The sequence below is a fragment of the Tersicoccus solisilvae genome (assembly GCF_014643255.1).
Lineage (GTDB): Bacteria > Actinomycetota > Actinomycetes > Actinomycetales > Micrococcaceae > Tersicoccus > Tersicoccus solisilvae.
The window spans coordinates 134,875-152,105 of sequence record NZ_BMJI01000002.1 but is presented as its reverse complement, the minus strand read 5'-3'; the positions used below and the strand labels follow the sequence as shown (position 1 = coordinate 152,105).

The window sequence follows — 17,231 nt, the reverse complement described above, 5'->3', positions numbered from 1 at the left end:
GCACCGTCACGATCGGTGCCGGACGTCGGATTCGGAAGGAGCGCCATGTCCGCTCACGCCGCGGGGACGCCGGGCAAGGCGTTCGACGTGCTGACCGCCCTGTGCGGCCGGCCGCGGGGTGCGACGGCCGCGGAGATCGTCGGCGACGTCGGCTACCCCTTCAGCACCGTGTACCGCCTGCTCGGCGTGCTCGTCACCTCCGGGTTCGCGGAGTTCGACCCGCAGCACAAGCGCTACCGCCCCGGACTGCGGATCTACCAGCTCGGCCAGCAGGTCGCGCACGCCCGGGGATTCACCGACGTCAGCGGATCGGTCCTGCAGCGCCTGACCGCGCAGACCGACGAGAGCTCCCTGCTCGCGGTGCTGGACGGTGACCGCTTCCTCACCGTCGGCAAGGTCGACGGCCCCCAGTTCCGCACCACCACGGATCCCGGGGACCGCGGGTTCCTGCACACCAGCGCCCTCGGTAAGGCCCTGCTGGCCTTCGCGGAGCCCGAACGCCGGGCTGCGCTGCTCGACGAACTCGAGTTGACCCCCCGCACCCCGCACTCGATCACGGACCGCGCCACGCTGGACCGCGAGCTGGAGGCGATCCGGGACCGGGGCTGGGCAGGCCAGCAGGAGGAGCACGACGTCGGCATGGTCGCCATCGGGGTCCCTGTCCGGTCCCTGTCCGGTGACGTCATCGCCGCGGTGGCCCTGGCGGCACCGGTGTTCCGCGCCGACCTGGACACGCTGCAGCGGTGGCTGCCGCAGCTGCGCTCCGCCGCCGACGAGCTCGCCGCGACCCTGCCCGCCTTCCGCACCGCGACCGCCCGACCCGACCACGCCCCGCACGGAGGATGACCCATGAGCACCACCGCTGAATCGTTCCTCGTCGGGCTCGTCGGGTCGGGGATCACCGCCAGTCTGACCCCGCCCATGCACGAGGAGGAGGCGGCGCGGCTCGGTCTGCGGTACCTGTACCGCCCGGTCGACCTGGACGTCATCGGCCGGCCCGGCACCGCCGTCGGGGAGCTGCTGCGCGCGGGCCGAGACCTGGGGTTCAACGCCTTCAACATCACCCACCCGTGCAAGCAGCTGGTGATCGACCACCTGGACGAGCTGGTGCCCCAGGCCGCCGCGCTGCAGGCGGTGAACACCGTCCTGGTCGTGGACGGCCGGCTGGTGGGCTACAACACCGACCGGACCGGCTTCGCCACCGGCCTGGCCGCGGAACTTCCCGACGTGCCCCGGAGCACCGTGCTGCAGATCGGGACCGGCGGGGCCGGCGCGGCCGTCGCGGCCGCCCTCGTCGACACCGGGGTGCAGCGGCTGGTGCTGACCGACGCGGATCCCGCCCGCGCGCGCGCCCGGGCCGCCGTCCTGCAGGAGCAGCACGCCGACCGCGAGTTCGTCGTCGTCGGAACCGACCGGATCGGCGAGGTGATGGAGACCGCTGACGGGGTGGTCAACGCCACCCCCATCGGCATGCATCACCACCCCGGCACCCCGCTGCCGGCCGATCGGCTGCGTCCGGACCAGTGGGTGGCCGACGTCGTCTACCTGCCGATCGACACCCCGCTCGTGCAGGCCGCCCGCGCGCGCGGCTGCCGCGTCCTCGACGGCGGCCACATGGCCGTGGGGCAGGCCGCCGATGCCTTCGCGCTGATCACCGGCATCACGCCGGACCGGACCCGGATGCGGGACCACTTCCTCCGCCTGGTCGGCGGCGGCCCGGACTGAGCGTCCCCACCACCGGTGATAGCTTTCCCGATGTGGTGGATGGATACGCCCCGGACCTGCTCGGTCCCGGGTTCACGAGCCGCGACCTGCCCCTGGGCGAGGACACGGAGGGACCGGTGGGCGCGACCTTGGTCCGCTACCGGGATCCGGACGCCCCGCCGGGGCCGCGGGCGCCGGTCGTCCTCTACGTGCACGGGTGGACCGACTACTTCCACCAGCGGGACCTCGCCCGGTTCTGGTCCGACCGCGGGTGCGCGTTCCACGCCCTGGACCTGCGCAAGTATGGTCGCAGCCTGCGTGATGGTCAGACCCCGGGATACGTGGACGACCTCGGAGCCTACGACGACGACATCGACGCGGCACTGGCGGCCATCGCGGCGGACGGCCACCCGACGCCGCGTGGGCCGCTCGTGCTGATGGGTCACTCCACCGGCGGCCTGGTGGCCAGCCTGTGGGCCGCACGGCGTCCCGGCCGGGTGCGTGCCCTGGTGCTGAACAGCCCGTGGCTGGAGGCGCACGGCAGCGCCCTGCTGCGCACGACCACGACGCCGGTGCTGGAGCACCTCGCCCGGCGCCGGCCCCGCACGGCCCTGCGCCTGCCCACCGTCGACCACTACTGGCGCACGCTCAGCGACCAGGCGGAGGGCGAGTGGGAACTGGATCCGCGCTGGCGGCCCCGGTTCTCGTTCCCGGTCCGGGCCGGGTGGCTGCGCGCCGTCGTCGCCGGGCAGGAGCGGGTGGCCCGGGGCCTGGACCTGGACTGCCCCGTGCTCGTGCTCGCCAGTGCCCGCTCGGTCATCTCACCCCGGTGGAACGAGCGGATGCGGACGGCCGACTGCGTCCTCGACGTGACGACGATGGCCCACCGGGCCCTCGACCTCGGCCCGCGGGTGACGGTGAACCGGTTCGACGGCGCCCTGCACGACGTGCTGCTCTCCCCCGCCGGCATCCGCGCCGACGTGTACAGGGCGATGGATCAGTGGGCGCAGGCGTACGTGTTCGGATCCACTCCCGTCGCGGTGCCGGTGCTGGATCCCCCGGGCATGGGTCCCGTCAGCGCACCGTGACCCGTCCCGCGTCGACCTCCCACCGCTGGTCGAGCTGGACGTTGGCGAGGAGCCGGCGGTCGTGCGAGACCAGCAGCAGGGTGCCGTCGTAGGACCCGAGCGCCTGCTCGAGCTGCTCGATCGCGGGCAGGTCGAGGTGGTTGGTCGGCTCGTCCAGGACGAGCAGGTTGACCCCACGGGCCTGGAGCAGCGCCATCGCGGCGCGCGTGCGTTCGCCCGGTGACAGCCGTCCGACCAGGCTCGCGACCTGGTCGGCCTTGAGCCCGAACTTCGCCAGCAGCGTGCGGACCTCCGCCGACGCCATGGCCGGGACGGCGGCCTCGAAGGCGTCGCCGAGCGGCAGGGCCTCGTCCAGCGACGTGCGGGACTGGTCGATCTCGCCGATCGCGACGCTGGCGCCGAGCGAGGCCCGTCCCTCGTCGGGGGTGACGCGGCCCAGCAGCAGGCGCAGCAGGGTGGTCTTGCCGGCGCCGTTGGGGCCGGTGATGGCGATCCGGTCGCCGGCGGCGACCTGGAGGGAGACCGGTCCGAGGACGAAGTCACCCAGCCGCTTGACGGCCGCGTCGAGCGTGGCGACGACGCTGGAGGACCGCGGCGCGGCGGCGATGTCGAACTGGAGCACCCACTCCTTGCGGGGCTCCTCGACCGTCGTCAGGCGCGCGATCCGCGACTCCATCTGGCGCACCTTCTGCGCCTGCTTCTCCGACGACTCGCTCTGGGCACGGCGCCGGATCTTGTCGTTGTCGGGTGACTTGCGCAGGGCGTTGCGCACGCCCTGCGAGCTCCACTCGCGCTGGGTGCGGGCGCGGCTCACGAGGTCGGCCTTCCGGTCGGCGAACTCCTCGTAGGCCTCGCGGGCGTGCCGGCGCGCGATGGCGCGCTCCTCGAGGAACGCGTCGTAGCCTCCGTCGTAGACCGCGACCTGGCCCTGCGCGAGGTCGAGCTCGACGATCCGCGTGACGCAGCGGGCCAGGAACTCGCGGTCGTGCGAGACGAGCACGACGCCCGCGCGCAGGCCGCGGACGAAGCGCTCCAGGCGTTCGAGGCCGTCGAGATCGAGGTCGTTGGTGGGCTCGTCGAGGAGCACCACGTCGAAGCGGCTGAGCAGGAGCGCGGCGAGGGCGACCCGCGCGGCCTGCCCGCCGGACAGACCGGTCATCAGCGCGTCGATCCCGACGTCCAGCCCCAGCTCGGCGAGCGTCGCGGGCGCGCGGTCCTGAAGGTCCGGCGCGCCCGTGGCGAGCCAGTGCTCGAGGGCGTCGGCGTAGGTCTCGCCGGCGTCGGGATCCTCGGACTCCAGGGCGGCGGCCGCCGCCTCCATGGCCTCGGTCGCGGCGGTGGCGCCGGTGCGCCTGCCGAGGTAGGCCGCCACGGTCTCCCCCGGGACCCGCTCGTGCTCCTGCGGCAGCCAGCCCACGAACGCGCCGGCCGGCGCCGTCGACACCGTCCCGCCCATCGGCGTCGCCTCACCGCCGAGCAGCCGCAGCAGGGTCGACTTCCCGGCGCCGTTGGCCCCCACGACGCCGACCACGTCGCCGGGCGCCACCGTGAGGTCGAGGGATTCGAAGAGGGTGCGGTGGCCGTGGCCACCGGCCAGGTCCTTCGCGACGAGGGTGCCAGTCACGCCTGCCAGCTTAGGGCCGATCCGGTCTACTCCCCGGCCGCGATCGCCGAGCCGTCGTCCGGAAGACCCACGGCCCGGTCCACGGCCGCGCCGTACCGGCGATCCCGTCGGGCGTAGATCTCGATGGCGTCCCACAGGGTGCGCCGGTCGACGTCGGGCCACAGGGTGTCGAGGAAGACGAACTCGGCGTAGGCGGACTGCCACAGCAGGAAGTTGCTCATCCGCTGCTCGCCCGACGTGCGCAGGAACAGGTCGACGTCGGGCAGGTCCGGCTCGTCGAGGTAACGCTGGATGGTCCGCTCCGACACCGAGCCCGGCCGAAGCCGACCCGCCGCCACGTCCTGCGCGATCCCGGCGACGGCGTCGGCGATCTCGGCGCGGCCCCCGTAGTTCACGCACATGGTCAGGTGGCAGACGTCGTTGCCGCGGGTGCGCTCCTCGGCGATCTCGAGCTCGTTGACCACGGACCGCCACAGCCGCGGCCGGCGTCCGGACCAGCGGACCCGCACCCCCCAGGCGTCCAGCTGGTCGCGCTGCCGGCGCAGCACGTCCCGGCTGAACCCCATCAGGAAGCGCACCTCCTCCGGGGAGCGCTTCCAGTTCTCCGTGGAGAACGCGTACACGCTGACGTACTTCACGCCGATCTCGATGGCCCCGGCCATCACGTCCAGCAGGGCGGCCTCACCGCGCCGGTGCCCCTCGTTGCGGGGCAGGCCGCGGGCGTTCGCCCATCGGCCGTTGCCGTCCATCACGATCGCCACGTGCCGGGGCACCAGGGCGGGCGGCACGACGGGAGGCCGCGCGCCGCTCGGGTGCGGCTCGGGGGCGACGTGGCGACGGTCGGGCATCGGTGTTCAGACCCTCTCGATGTGCTTGAACGAGCGCACGGAACGCTCCAGGTGGTACTGGGCGTAGGCCGCCACGAGGCCGGACGCCTCGTTGCGCTGGGCCTGGTCCGCGTCCGCGGTGCGGTCCCAGTCCCCCGCCAGCAGCGCGGCCAGCAGGGCGAGCGCGCCGGGATCCGGCGACGCGGACCCCGGGGGCCGGCAGTCCGGGCAGACGACGCCGCCGACCGGCACGGAGAACGCCCGGTGCGGGCCGGGCGCTCCGCACCGTGCGCACGCGGTGAAGCTCGGCGCCCAGCCGGCGTCGGCCAGGGCCCGCAGCAGGTACGAGTCGAGCACGGTCTGTGGCGCGTGCGTTCCGGCGGCCAGCGCGTGCAGGGCGCCGAGCAGCAACCCGTACTGGCTGCTGGCCGCCTCGGTGTCGATGTCGCTGAGCCGTTCCGCCGTCTCGCAGATCGCCGCGGCGGCCGTGTACTTGGCGTAGTCCGCGACGATCGGCTGACCGTAGCTGGCCACCGACTCGGCCTGGGACACGATGTCCAGGTTCCGGCCGGTGACCAGCTGGAGGTCGGCCACCATGAACGGTTCCAGCCGGGCACCGAACTTGCTGCTCGTGCGCCGGACGCCCTTCGCCACTGCCCGCACCTGACCGTGTCGCCGGGTGAGCAGCACGATGATGCGGTCCGCCTCCCCCAGCTTGTGGGTACGGAGGATCACCCCGTGGTCGCGGTACTGCCGCGAGGCGAAGGAGGACGACCGGGCCACGGCAGCCCCTCAGTCCTGGTCGCGCACGGCCCGGTTGACGGCGGAGACGACCGCCTTCAGCGAGGCCAGGGTGGTGTTCTCGTCGATACCGGCACCCCAGAGCACGCGCTCGCCGACGGCCGCCTCGACGTAGGCGGCGGCCTTGGCGTTGCCGCCCTCGGACAGGGCGTGCTCGGTGTAGTCCAGCACCCGCACGTCGATCCCGTCCCCCGCCAGCAGGGTCAGCAGCGCCGACACGGGACCGTTGCCGGTGGCGGTCCGGTGCTGCTCGACGCCGGCGACGACCAGGTCGACGTCCAGGGTGGTGACGTCGCCCTCACTGCGGGTGCTGAACGAGGAGATGGCGTACCGGCCCCACTCAGGCAGGGGCTCGCCGACCCGCTCGTGCTCGGCGGAGGGCAGGTACTCGTGGATGAACATCTTCCACAGGTCCGCCCCGCTGACCTCGCCCCCGGCGGTGTCCGTGAGGCGCTGGACGACGCCGGAGAACTCGATCTGCATGCGGCGCGGCAGTTCCAGGCTGTGCTCGTTCTTGAGCAGGTAGGCGACGCCGCCCTTGCCGGACTGGGAGTTGACCCGGATGACCGCCTCGTAGGAGCGGCCGATGTCCTTCGGGTCGATCGGCAGGTACGGCACCCCCCAGACCATGTCCGACACGTCTCGGCCCGCGGCCTGCGCGTCGGCGGTCATCGCCTCGAAGCCCTTCTTGATGGCGTCCTGGTGGGAGCCGGAGAAGGCGGTGAAGACCAGGTCGCCGCCGTACGGGGACCGCTCGGGGACACCGAGCTGGGTGCAGTACTCGGCGGTCCGGCGCACGGCGTCCAGATCGGAGAAGTCGATCATCGGGTCGATGCCCTGGCTGAACAGATTCAGGCCCAGGGTGACCAGGTCCACGTTGCCGGTGCGCTCCCCGTTGCCGAACAGGCAGCCCTCGATCCGGTCCGCCCCGGCGAGGTAGCCCAGTTCCGCGGCGGCGACGCCCGTGCCCCGGTCGTTGTGCGGGTGCAGGGAGAGGATGATGTTCTCTCGGTGGTACAGGTGCCGGCCCATCCATTCGATCGAGTCGGCGTACACGTTGGGGGTGGCCATCTCCACGGTGGCCGGCAGGTTGAGGATCACCTGGTTGTCCTCGGACACCTCGAACACGTCGGCCACCGCGTTGCAGATCCGGGCCGCGAACTCCAGCTCGGTGCCGGTGTAGGACTCCGGGGAGTACTCGTAGGTGATCCGCGTGTCCCGCAGGGTCTCCTCGAACTTCTTGCACAGCCGGGCACCGGACAGCGCGATGTCCAGGATGCCATCCTGGTCCTGCTTGAACACGACGCGCCGCTGCAGCACGGACGTCGAGTTGTACAGGTGGACGATGGCCTGCTTCGCGCCCTGCAGCGACTCGTAGGTGCGCTCGATCAGGTGTTCCCGCGACTGGGTCAGCACCTGGATGGTGACGTCGTCGGGGATCCGGTCCCGCTCGATGAGCTGGCGGACGAAGTCGAAGTCGGTCTGGGAGGCGGACGGGAAGCCGACCTCGATCTCCTTGTAGCCCATCTGCACGAGCAAGTCGAACATGCGGTGCTTGCGTTCGGGGCTCATCGGGTCGATCAGGGCCTGGTTGCCGTCCCGCAGGTCCACGGCGCACCAGCGCGGCGCCGTCGTGATCCGCCGGGTGGGCCAGGTGCGGTCCGGTAGTTCGACGGCGATCTGCTCATGGAACGGGGTGTACCGGTGGACCGGCATGCCGGACGGCTTCTGCTGATTCTGCATCGGGTTCGCCTTCTCTCCTGTCGACGACCAGCGGCCGGGCGGGCCCTGCTGGGCGGAAGTGGGTCTGGCCAGACACAACGACTCCGCACCGGGGCGTCGGCCGCCTTCGCGAGCGTCGAACTCGAAACGAAGACTCAGACCCTGGCGCGGCAGCTAAGGAGGAGAAGTCCCTGAGGCACGTTGTCACCCTACACGGGGCGCGCGGGCGCGCGGCAAACCGACGGGCGTCACACGGCGGGGGCCACGGGCGGCGCGGTCAGAAGTTCCCGTACGCGGACTGGCAGGTGACCTGGTCGGCGGTCTGGCCGTTCAACTCGCCCAGATCCGCACCGCTGGTCATCTTCGTGCCGGTGGTGAAGTCGGTGCCGATGTCCACGCGGACCCCGGCGATCTCGGCCGACGGGACGACCTGGACGCGGCCGATCCCGAGCACGGTCGCCAGCGCCCGCGCCTGGTCCTGGTAGCCGGCGCCGTAAAACACCTGCGTGCCCGGGCGCTTGCCGGAGGCGGAGTCGACCCCCGCCTGGGTGTAGCCCGCCTTGACGAGCACACGCGCGATGGCGGCGTCCCGCTTCGCCGCGCCGGAGAGGTTGCGCACGCTGACCGGAACCGCGGCGCGGGCGGCGAGGACCTCCTGCGCGTCGGCCGTGGCCGTGGGCGTCGACGTGGGCGTGGCGGTGGGGGTGGCCCTGGGCTTCGCGGTGGCCGTCGCCGTGGCGCTCGCGGTGGCGGGCGAGGAGGTGCTGCCACCGGGCCGGGAAGCCGAGGCGGTCGGGCCGGCGGTCGTGGCCGGCGCCGTCAGGTCCTCGTCGGCGCGCAACCGCGCGAAGAGGGCGTCGGCGGCGCTCTTCTTCAGCTTCAGGCGGTTCGGGTCCTGGGGGTACTCCTCGACCGGGGCGGTGACGAAGGCGACGCGCGCCAGGTCGATGTTCTGCAGCTTCGTGGCCAGGTTGATCAGGGAGGGGATCTGGGCGAGCTGGTCGTCGACGGTGAGGTTCTTCGTGATGGTCTCGGCGATCGAGTACAGGCGAGGGATGTCCGTCAGCGTGCCCTCCGCCTTGACCTTGCGCACCATCGAGGCGAGGAAGCTCTGCTGGGCGCGGATGCGGCCCTCGTCGCCCCCGTTGCCGAAGCCGTGCCGGGTGCGCAGGAAGGAGAGCGCCTGGTCGCCCTCGATGGTGCTGACACCTGCGGGCAGCTTCAGCCCCGAGTCGGGGTCGTCGATCGCCTGGTTGACGCAGACCTCGACGCCGCCGAGGGTGCGGGAGAGCTCGGTGACCGCGTTGAAGTCGGCCATCATGAAGTGGTCGATGTTCAGACCCGTGAAGCGGTTGATCGCCGCGACCGTGCAGCCGGGACCGCCGGACGCCAGGGCGCTGTTGAGCTGGCCCATGGCCGTGGCCGGGTACTCCTTGCCGGTCCCCGGGTCCTTGCAGCGGGGGATGGCGACCATCAGGTCACGGGGGAAGCTGACGACGGTGACGCGTTTCCGGTCCGCGGAGACCTGCATCAGCATCATCACGTCGGAGTTGCCGGCCGTCGACGAGTCCGAGGGGCTGCCGAACCGGGCGTCCTCCCCCGTGCGGGTGTCCGTGCCGAGCACGAGGATCTGCATCGGCCGGTGGTCGAGGTCCTCGTCCGGGCCGGCGCTGGACTCGGCGTCGAGGTTCAGCGGCCGGGAGAGCAGGTTGCCCTGCAGGCGGAGCACCTGGATGCCGGCGAAGGCGACGCCGGCGACGAGGACCAGGGCGAGGACCGCGGCCGTGAGCTTCAGCGCGCGGTGCCGTGGCTCCCGCCCGATGTGCCGGCCACGTCCCAGGTGCTTGGGCACCGGGTGGCGGACGGTGCCGCGGCTGAGCCCGGGGCCGGTCGGATGGTCGGCGTGCCGGTCGGCGGGGTGTTCGTCGTCGGCGACGTGACGTCGGCTCATCCCCCCACCCTTCTGGCTGTCGCTGCTGGTGTCCGGTCGGTGTGCCGTACGGGTGAGCGGGCGGCGCCGAGGGACCGCGAACGGTGCGGTCGACCGGGCGCTCTCCACCGGCGGACTCGCTGTATTGTGGCACACCGGTCCGGGTGCCGGCTGGTCGCTCCGGGGACTCCGGGACCTCGCGTGGCCCGGCTCACGCCGCCCGGACGATCAGAACCCGAGCCGGGCCAGCTGCTTGGGGTCGCGCTGCCAGTCCTTGGCGATCTTCACGTGCAGGTCCAGGTACACGGGGGTGCCGAGCAGCGCCTCGATCCCCTTCCGCGCCGCCGTCCCCACCTCGCGGAGGCGGGAGCCGCCCCGGCCGATGATGATGGCCTTCTGGGAGGACCGTTCGACGAAGAGGTTGACCCGCACGTCGAGCAGCGGCCGGTCCTCGGGCCGGTCCTCGCGGGGCACGATCTCCTCGACCACCACGGCGAGCGAGTGCGGCAGTTCGTCGCGCACACCCTCGAGCGCCGCCTCGCGGACGAGCTCGGCGACCATGACGGCCTCGGGTTCGTCCGTCAGCTCCCCGTCCGGGTAGAGCGGGGGCGACGACGGCATGGCGGCGATCAGCACGTCGGCCACGGTGCGGACCTGGAACCCGTCGACGGCGCTGACCGGCACGATGCCCGCCCAGCCGTCCTCCCCGAGCGCCTCCCGGCCCAGGGTGTCGACGGCGACGAGGGCGGAGGCCAGCGCGTCCCGGCTCACCGTGTCGGTCTTGGTGACGAGCGCGTAGACGGGCCGTCGGCGCAGTCCCGCCAGCTTCTCGGCGATGAACCGGTCGCCCGGGCCGATCTTCTCGTTCGCCGGCAGGCAGAATCCGATGGCGTCGACCTCGGCCAGCGTCTCGGTGACGAGGTCGTTGAGCCGCTGGCCGAGCAGGGTGCGGGGCCGGTGCAGGCCCGGGGTGTCGACGAGGATGAGCTGGCCGTCCTCGCGGTGCACGATGCCCCGGATGGTGTGCCGGGTGGTCTGCGGCCGCGACGAGGTGATGGCGACCTTCTGCCCCACCAGCGCGTTGGTCAGGGTGGACTTGCCCGCGTTGGGTCGTCCGACGAGGCTGACGAAGCCGGCGCGGAAGGGGGCCGGCGCCCCGGTGCCGGGATCGGGCGCGGTGTCGCGCCGCGCGTGCAGCACCGACGGCGTCGATGCGGCGTCGGTCTTCTCGCCGCCCGGTCGACGGGGACCGGACGTGGCTGGTCCGCGGCTCATCCGGCGACCTCCTGCTGGCTGGTGCTGTCGTGTCTGGTGGCGTCGTGCCGGGTGCTGCCGTGCCGGGGTGCGTCCCGGCGGCCGCCGTCGGCGTCGTCGTCGCCCTCCGGTTCGGGCACCGGGTCGGCCAGGCGCGCGATGAGGTGGGACACCCGGTTCCGGCGGCCCTCGAGCCGCTCGGCGTGCAGGTCGATGCCGGCGATGCGGGCCTCGCTGCCGACGATCGGAACTTTGCCGATCGCCTTGCCGAGCAGCCCGCCGACGGTGTCGACCTCGTCGTCCTCGAGCTCCATGTCGAACAGCTCGCCGAGGTCCTCGACGGCTAGCTGGGCGGAGATCCGGTACCGGCCGTCGCCGAGATCCTCGATCTCCGGCCGTTCGGAGTCGTACTCGTCGACGATGTCGCCGACGATCTCCTCGATCAGGTCCTCGAGGGTGACCATGCCGGCGGTCCCGCCGAACTCGTCGATGACGATGGCGACGTGGGTGCCCTCCCGCTGCAGCTCGCTGAGCAGGTCGGCCACCGGCTTGGACTCGGGCACGAACCGCACCGGCCGGGCGATGCTGTCCACGGTCGCGGTGCCGGGGTCGACGGTCGTGGACGCGCCGGCCGCACCGTGCACCGCGCGGTCCGCCCCGTACACCGCGGCCACGACGTCCTTGAGGTACAGCACCCCGCGCGGGTCGTCCGTGCTGTGCCCCATCACCGGCACGCGGGAGTAGCCCGAGCGCAGGAACAGGGAGAGGGCCTGGCGCAGTGTGGCACCGGTCTCGATGCCGACGATGTCGGTGCGCGGCACCATCACGGCCCGGACCTTGGTGTCGTTCAGGTCGAACACCGAGTGGATCAGTTCCGCCTCGTTGTCCTCGATCATCTCGGACTCGTTGGCCCGGTAGACCATCTCCCGCAGCTCGTCCTCGGTGAAGAACGCGGCGTCGGCACGCGGGGCGCCCGGCGTGACGAGGCTGCCGACGGAGATCAGCCAACCGGGCACCGGCCCGAGCACGACGCACAGGAGGTGCACCAGCGGGGCCGTGGCGGTGACCACGCCCACCGAGTAGGTGCGGCCGAGCTGGCGGGGTGAGACGCCGACGAGGACGAAGCCGATCGCGGCCATCACGACGGTGCCGATCAGGCCCGCGATCCACGGGTTGCCGAGCGTGTGGAGGAGCAGCATGGCCACGGCGACGGCCGCGGCCATCTCGAACCACACGCGCCAGAACCGGGTGGCGTGCATGTGTCGGGCCGGCTCGTCGATGATGCGCCGCAGCGCGCCGGCGTTCCGGCCCCCGAGGGCGGCCTCGGCGTCGTGCCGGGGAAGGTAGGTGAAGGCCGCCTCCGCGGCGGCCGTCAGCGCCGCTCCGCACAGGAAGAGGACCACGAGGACCAGCAGCAGCGCCACCGTCACGAGTCGGTCTCCCGCGGGGCGGGCCGCCCCAGGTACCCGGTCAGCAGCTCGCGCTGCAGGGCGAACATCTCGGCCTTCTCGTCGGGCTCCTCGTGGTCGTAGCCGAGCAGGTGGAGGACACCGTGGGTGACGAGCAGGAGGATCTCGTCGTCGACGCCGTGGCCCCCGCGCTCGGCCTGCCGGGCGGCCACCTGCGGGCACACGACGATGTCGCCGAGCAGGCCCTCGGCGGCCGGTGCCTCCTCGGTGCCGGGGCGCAGCTCGTCCATGGGGAAGGACATCACGTCGGTGGGCCCGGGCTCGTCCATCCACTGCTGGTGCAGGGCCGCCATCGCCTGCTCGTCCACGAGGACGACGGAGAGTTCGGTCTGCGGGTGCAGGTGGAGGCGGTCGAACAGGTACCGGGCCAGGGCCAGGATCGCGTCCTCGTCGACGGTGCGGGCTGACTCGTTCGAGATCTCGATGCTCACGAGGCCGACTCCCGCCGCTCCTGCGGGCGGACCCGGTCCGCTGCCCGGTCGGAGCGGGGGCGGTCCCCGCGTGGCCGGTCGTCGGCGCGCCGGTGCTCGCGGCGCTCCCGGGCGCGCTCCTGCCCCTGGCGCTGCTGCTCGTCCCACCGGCTGTACGCGTTGACGATGTCGCCGACCAGGCGGTGCCGCACGACGTCGGTCGAGTCCAGCGTCGTGAAGGCGACGTCGTCGATCCCGGAGAGGATGTCGCTGACCACCCGCAGCCCCGACTGGGTGCCCTGCGGCAGGTCGACCTGGGTGACGTCGCCGGTGACGACGATGCGGGAGCCGAAGCCGAGCCGGGTGAGGAACATCTTCATCTGCTCGGGCGTCGTGTTCTGCGCCTCGTCGAGGATGATGAACGCGTCGTTGAGGGTGCGGCCACGCATGTAGGCCAGCGGTGCCACCTCGATCGTCCCGGCGGCCATCAGGCGGGGGATGGACTCGGGATCCATCATGTCGTGCAGCGCGTCGTACAGCGGACGCAGGTAGGGGTCGATCTTGTCGCTCAGCGTGCCGGGCAGGTAGCCGAGCCGCTCCCCCGCCTCGACCGCCGGTCGGGTCAGGATGATCCGGTTGACCTCGCGGTTCTGCAGCGCCTGCACCGCCTTGGCCATGGCCAGGTAGGTCTTCCCTGTGCCGGCCGGCCCGATCCCGAAGATCACCGTGTTCGCGTCGATCGCGTCGACGTACAGCTTCTGGTTCAGGGTCTTGGGGCGGATGGTGCGGCCGCGGCTGGAGAGGATGTTCTGCGTCAGCACCTGCGCGGGGCGGGCCTCGCCGGCGGTCTCCAGCATGCTCATCAGCTGACGAAGGGTCTGCGCCGACATCACGGTGTGCGCGGCGGCCATGTCCTTCACCTCGGCGAGCACCTCGGCGGCGCGGGTGACGGCGGCGGGGTCGGCGCCGGTCACCTGCACGGAGTGGCCGCGCACGGTCAGGCTGAGGGTGGGATAGGTGCTCTCGATGATGCGCAGCGCCTCGTCCTGCGCGCCGAGCGCCTGGACCATCTGCTCCGGTGAGTCGAAGTCGATGGTGCGGTTCTCGGGTCCGGTGCTGCCGGGGGATGCGGGTGCGGTGAACTCGCTCATGGGTGCGGCCGAAGGGCCTGCCGTCGCTCCTCACGGGATGTGCTGGTGGATCTGCTGGTCGGTCGGTGCCCGACGCCGGCGCGGAACGCTTCTCCGGCACTGCCGATTCTACGGCACCGGCCCCCGTGCCAGACTGGGGACGGCGCGCGGACGGCCCGCGTTCGCGCAGGGTGGATCGGGCGCTCGACGGTCGCCGGGAGGTCCTCCGGCGACGGTGGGACGCCGGCCCGGGACGCGAACGACGGAGGTGGAGATGGTCGTCATCGACACGCGACGCCGTGCCCGATGCTGTCCCGGCCGGCCGGGCGGACGGCGGTCGAGGCGACTGCTGACGGTCCTCACCGCCCTGGCCCTGGTGCTGCCCTGCCTCACCGCGTGCACCGCGCTCTCCACGCCGCGGCCCACCGCCGAGCCGAGCGCCGAGGGACAGGACGCCTCCGACCTCAGCCAGCCGACCGGGGCCGCCGAGTCCGTCGCGAGCACCTCCCAGGTGCCCGTCTACTGGCTGGGCGGGACGAACGAGGGCCGGTACCTGTTCCGGGAGTACCGGTTGCTCCCGGCCCGGGACGACTCCGTCTCGACCGCCGTGGCGGCGATGATGTCGGCCCGGCCCCTGGACCCGGACTACTACACCCCGTGGCGTCCGGCGTCGCGGGTGGGATCGGCGATCGGCGACAACAACACGGTGACGGTGGACGTCTCCTCCGACGCCTTCGGCGCTCAGCTCAGCCCCGAGGAGGCGGAGCTGGCCGTCCAGCAGTTGGTGTACACGGCGACGGGCGCCGCGGCCAACGCCGGCCTGATCCCGACGGACCAGCAGAGCCGGGTGATCATCCTGGTGGACGGGCACACCCAGTACCGCGCGTTCGGGCAGGTGACCCTCGGGGAGCCGATGAGCCGGCAGGTGGAGCGGGCCGCGCCGATCTGGGTGATCGACCCGCAGGACGGCACCGTGGTGACCGGGTCCACCGTGCGGGCCTCGGGCCGGACCACCAGCGTGGTGCACCGGGTCGGCTGGGAGATCGGCCGCGCCACCGACGACGGCCGGGACGGGTATCGCCGTTATCGCAGCGGCACGGCGTCGCTGCAGGCCGACACGGCGACCGGGGGCACCTTCTCGCTGACCGAGCAGCTCCCGCCCGGCAACTACCGCCTGACCTTCTTCGAGCCCGGGGACGACGGGTCCCAGCGCTGGGCGGACAGCAAGACGATCACGATGCGCTGACGCGCCACGGCGTCAGGCCGCGGGCCAGCGCCCGAGCTGCACGGAGGCGAGGGCGATCGCCGCGGGGCCGGCGGTCGAGGAACGCAGCACGTGCGGCCCGAGCACCGCGGTGCGGGCTCCGGCGCCGGTGAGGGCACCGAGCTCGTCGGGCCCGATGCCGCCCTCCGGACCGACGATCACCAGCACGCGTGCGGGACCGTCGGCGCCGACGCTCTCGGCCAGCACCGCGCCCAGCGGCGCCGCGGCGTCCTCGTGCAGCACCACGGCGGCCAGGGAGCCGTCGGCGGTGCCCGCGGCGATGCGCGCCGCCAGGGCGCGCGTCCCGGTCAGCCCGGCCAGGCGCGGAATGCGGGCCCGGCGGGACTGCTGGGCCGCGGCGCGCAGGGTGCTCTCCCACTTCCCGGCGGCCTTGGCCGCGCGATCGGCGTGCCACCGCACGATCGACCGGTCGGCCTGCCAGGGCACGACGACGTCGACCCCGAGCTCGGTGGCCGTCTCGATCGCCTGCAGATCCCGGTCGCCCTTCGCCAGGGCCTGGACCAGCTCGAGCACGGGCGCCGGCGCGGGTTCGATCGTCACGGACCGCACGCTCAACTCCAGTGCGTCCCTGCCGACGCCGACGACGACGCAGGTGAGGCGCCGCCCGTCGCCGTCGCACACCTCGACCGTCTCCCCCGAACCGATCCGGCGCACGGTGGCCGCATGCCGGCCCTCCGGCCCGTCCAGCCGGAACCGGCCCCCCGCGGCCACGCCGGACAGGTCGGCGGTCGGGTAGAACACCGGGGCGCTCACGTGGTCGGCCTCCTGGGTCGGGTCGGACGGGACGGTGGGGCGAGGAATGCGGGCCGCGGCGGCCGGGGCTCAGAGACCGCCGAAGCGTTCCCGGAGCCGCGAGAAGACGCCGCTGCCGGCGGTCGCCGGCTTGGCGGAGGGCTTCTCCTCGTGCCGCAGCTCCGCCAGCCGGCGCAGCAGCTCCTCCTGCTCGTCGTCCAGCCGCGTGGGCGTCTCCACGTGCAGGTGGATGCGCACGTCGCCGCGACCGCCCGAGCGCAGGTGCGTGACGCCGAGGCCCTTGAGGGTGATCACCTCGCCGGACTGGCTGCCCGACGCGACGCGCACGGGCTGGGGACCGTCGAAGGTGTCGAAGTCGAGCACCGTGCCGAGCGCCGCCGCCGTCATCGGCAGCTGGAGGGTGGCGTGCAGGTCGTCACCGTCGCGCACGAAGGCGGGATCCTTCGCCACCTGGATCTCGACGTACAGGTCGCCCTGCGGCCCGCCGGCGACGCCGGCCTCGCCCTGGCCGCCCAGCTGGATGCGGGTGCCGGTGGCGACGCCCGCGGGGATCTTCAGCGTCAGGTTGCGGCGGCTGCGCACCCGGCCCTGCCCCGCGCACTCGTTGCAGGGGTTGCGGATGACGGTGCCGTGCCCCTGGCAGGTGGGGCACGCGGCCGTCGTCATCACCTGGCCCAGGATGGAGCGGACGGCGCGCTGGATCTGGCCGGTGCCGTGGCAGATGTCGCACGTGGTCGGCGCGGTGCCGGGTTCACAGCAGGAACCGGAGCACCGGTCGCACACGACGGCGGTCTCGAGCTCGATGCTCTTGTTCGTGCCGAACACGGCGTCGCGCAGCTCGACGCCCACCGAGATCAGGGCGTCCTGACCGCGCCGCATCCGCGACGCCGGCCCGGCCGCACCGGCACCCGTGCCGCCGAAGAACGTGTCGAAGATGTCCTGGAACCCGAAGCCCGCGCCGTCGAAGCCGCCGCCGAACCCGGTGGCGCTGCCGTTCTCGTTGCCCGTGGTGTCGTAGATCTGCCGCTTCTGCGGATCGCTGAGCACCTCGTAGGCGTGGCTGACCTTCTTGAACTCCTCGGCCGCCTCGGGCCCGGCATTCACATCGGGGTGCAGCTTGCGGGCCAGCTTGCGGTACGCCTTCTTGATCTCTTCGCCGGTGGCGTCCCGGGACACACCCAGGACCTCGTAATGACTGGCCACAACGTCCTTTCACGTCGATCGTCGGCGCCGC

The 17,231-nt window shown here is 72.8% G+C and carries 15 protein-coding genes; 4 read left to right on the top strand and 11 right to left on the bottom strand.

Going from position 1 to position 17,231, the window contains the following annotated elements; translation table 11 throughout:
• Positions 1-45: 45 nt before the first annotated feature.
• The 3 genes from IEX22_RS03590 to IEX22_RS03580 are packed head-to-tail and all read left to right on the top strand — an operon-like array spanning position 46 to position 2,792.
• Positions 46-846: an IclR family transcriptional regulator gene (locus IEX22_RS03590; RefSeq protein WP_188666373.1), complete on the top strand. Its 801-nt coding sequence runs from the start codon at positions 46-48 to the stop codon at positions 844-846.
• Between the two features lie 3 nt (positions 847-849).
• A complete protein-coding gene (locus IEX22_RS03585; protein ID WP_188666371.1) occupies positions 850-1,725 on the top strand; it encodes a shikimate dehydrogenase in 876 nt (291 codons plus the stop codon).
• Between the two features lie 32 nt (positions 1,726-1,757).
• Complete coding sequence (locus IEX22_RS03580; protein WP_229659750.1) at positions 1,758-2,792, top strand: alpha/beta hydrolase; 1,035 nt, start codon at positions 1,758-1,760, stop codon at positions 2,790-2,792.
• Here IEX22_RS03580 and IEX22_RS03575 read toward each other — a convergent pair.
• From IEX22_RS03575 to IEX22_RS03535, 9 genes are all read right to left on the bottom strand, one after another.
• Positions 2,779-4,416 (bottom strand): ABC-F family ATP-binding cassette domain-containing protein, encoded by a 1,638-nt coding sequence (locus IEX22_RS03575; protein WP_188666369.1) that lies wholly within the window; start codon positions 4,414-4,416, stop codon positions 2,779-2,781. The two genes, IEX22_RS03580 and IEX22_RS03575, sit on opposite strands and share 14 nt — an antisense overlap.
• A 26-nt stretch (positions 4,417-4,442) precedes the next feature.
• Positions 4,443-5,264, bottom strand: a complete 822-nt coding sequence (locus IEX22_RS03570; protein ID WP_188666367.1) for an isoprenyl transferase — start codon at positions 5,262-5,264, stop codon at positions 4,443-4,445.
• Between the two features lie 6 nt (positions 5,265-5,270).
• Entirely contained in the window at positions 5,271-6,026 is a 756-nt protein-coding gene (recO, locus tag IEX22_RS03565; RefSeq protein WP_188666365.1) for a DNA repair protein RecO, read from the bottom strand.
• Between the two features lie 9 nt (positions 6,027-6,035).
• A complete protein-coding gene (gene leuA, locus IEX22_RS03560) occupies positions 6,036-7,787 on the bottom strand; it encodes a 2-isopropylmalate synthase (protein WP_188666363.1) in 1,752 nt (583 codons plus the stop codon).
• A 256-nt stretch (positions 7,788-8,043) separates the two neighbouring features.
• Complete coding sequence (locus IEX22_RS03555; RefSeq protein WP_188666361.1) at positions 8,044-9,717, bottom strand: LCP family protein; 1,674 nt, start codon at positions 9,715-9,717, stop codon at positions 8,044-8,046.
• 207 nt (positions 9,718-9,924) lie between these two features.
• Positions 9,925-10,971 (bottom strand): GTPase Era, encoded by a 1,047-nt coding sequence (gene era, locus IEX22_RS03550; protein ID WP_188666359.1) that lies wholly within the window; start codon positions 10,969-10,971, stop codon positions 9,925-9,927.
• Complete coding sequence (locus IEX22_RS03545; RefSeq protein ID WP_188666357.1) at positions 10,968-12,380, bottom strand: hemolysin family protein; 1,413 nt, start codon at positions 12,378-12,380, stop codon at positions 10,968-10,970. Before IEX22_RS03545 ends, era begins: the two co-directional genes overlap by 4 nt.
• The gene (gene ybeY, locus IEX22_RS03540; protein WP_188666355.1) at positions 12,377-12,850 is read right to left on the bottom strand and encodes an rRNA maturation RNase YbeY; all 474 of its coding nucleotides are present in this window, start codon (positions 12,848-12,850) and stop codon (positions 12,377-12,379) included. Before ybeY ends, IEX22_RS03545 begins: the two co-directional genes overlap by 4 nt.
• Positions 12,847-13,980, bottom strand: coding sequence for a PhoH family protein (locus IEX22_RS03535; RefSeq protein WP_188666353.1), 1,134 nt, complete (start codon positions 13,978-13,980; stop codon positions 12,847-12,849). The genes ybeY and IEX22_RS03535 overlap by 4 nt, the downstream gene beginning before the upstream one ends.
• A gap of 253 nt (positions 13,981-14,233) precedes the next feature.
• Between IEX22_RS03535 and IEX22_RS03530 the strand changes: the two genes are divergently transcribed.
• Positions 14,234-15,205, top strand: coding sequence for a GerMN domain-containing protein (locus IEX22_RS03530; protein ID WP_188666351.1), 972 nt, complete (start codon positions 14,234-14,236; stop codon positions 15,203-15,205).
• A 12-nt stretch (positions 15,206-15,217) separates the two neighbouring features.
• Here IEX22_RS03530 and IEX22_RS03525 read toward each other — a convergent pair whose 3' ends face one another.
• Positions 15,218-15,997: a 16S rRNA (uracil(1498)-N(3))-methyltransferase gene (locus IEX22_RS03525; protein WP_188666349.1), complete on the bottom strand. Its 780-nt coding sequence runs from the start codon at positions 15,995-15,997 to the stop codon at positions 15,218-15,220.
• Between the two features lie 69 nt (positions 15,998-16,066).
• Positions 16,067-17,200: a molecular chaperone DnaJ gene (dnaJ, locus tag IEX22_RS03520; RefSeq protein ID WP_188666347.1), complete on the bottom strand. Its 1,134-nt coding sequence runs from the start codon at positions 17,198-17,200 to the stop codon at positions 16,067-16,069.
• Positions 17,201-17,231: the final 31 nt, after the last annotated feature.

Bases quoted from the DNA above. Each gene is read 5' to 3' on its own strand.
- IEX22_RS03590 (WP_188666373.1), top strand. From the start codon at position 46: ATGTCCGCTCACGCCGCGGGGACGCCGGGCAAGGCGTTCGACGTGCTG.
- IEX22_RS03585 (WP_188666371.1), top strand. From the start codon at position 850: ATGAGCACCACCGCTGAATCGTTCCTCGTCGGGCTCGTCGGGTCGGGG.
- IEX22_RS03570 (WP_188666367.1), bottom strand. From the start codon at position 5,264: ATGCCCGACCGTCGCCACGTCGCCCCCGAGCCGCACCCGAGCGGCGCG.
- leuA (WP_188666363.1), bottom strand. From the start codon at position 7,787: ATGCAGAATCAGCAGAAGCCGTCCGGCATGCCGGTCCACCGGTACACC.
- IEX22_RS03555 (WP_188666361.1), bottom strand. From the start codon at position 9,717: ATGAGCCGACGTCACGTCGCCGACGACGAACACCCCGCCGACCGGCAC.
- era (WP_188666359.1), bottom strand. From the start codon at position 10,971: ATGAGCCGCGGACCAGCCACGTCCGGTCCCCGTCGACCGGGCGGCGAG.
- IEX22_RS03535 (WP_188666353.1), bottom strand. From the start codon at position 13,980: ATGAGCGAGTTCACCGCACCCGCATCCCCCGGCAGCACCGGACCCGAG.
- IEX22_RS03530 (WP_188666351.1), top strand. From the start codon at position 14,234: ATGGTCGTCATCGACACGCGACGCCGTGCCCGATGCTGTCCCGGCCGG.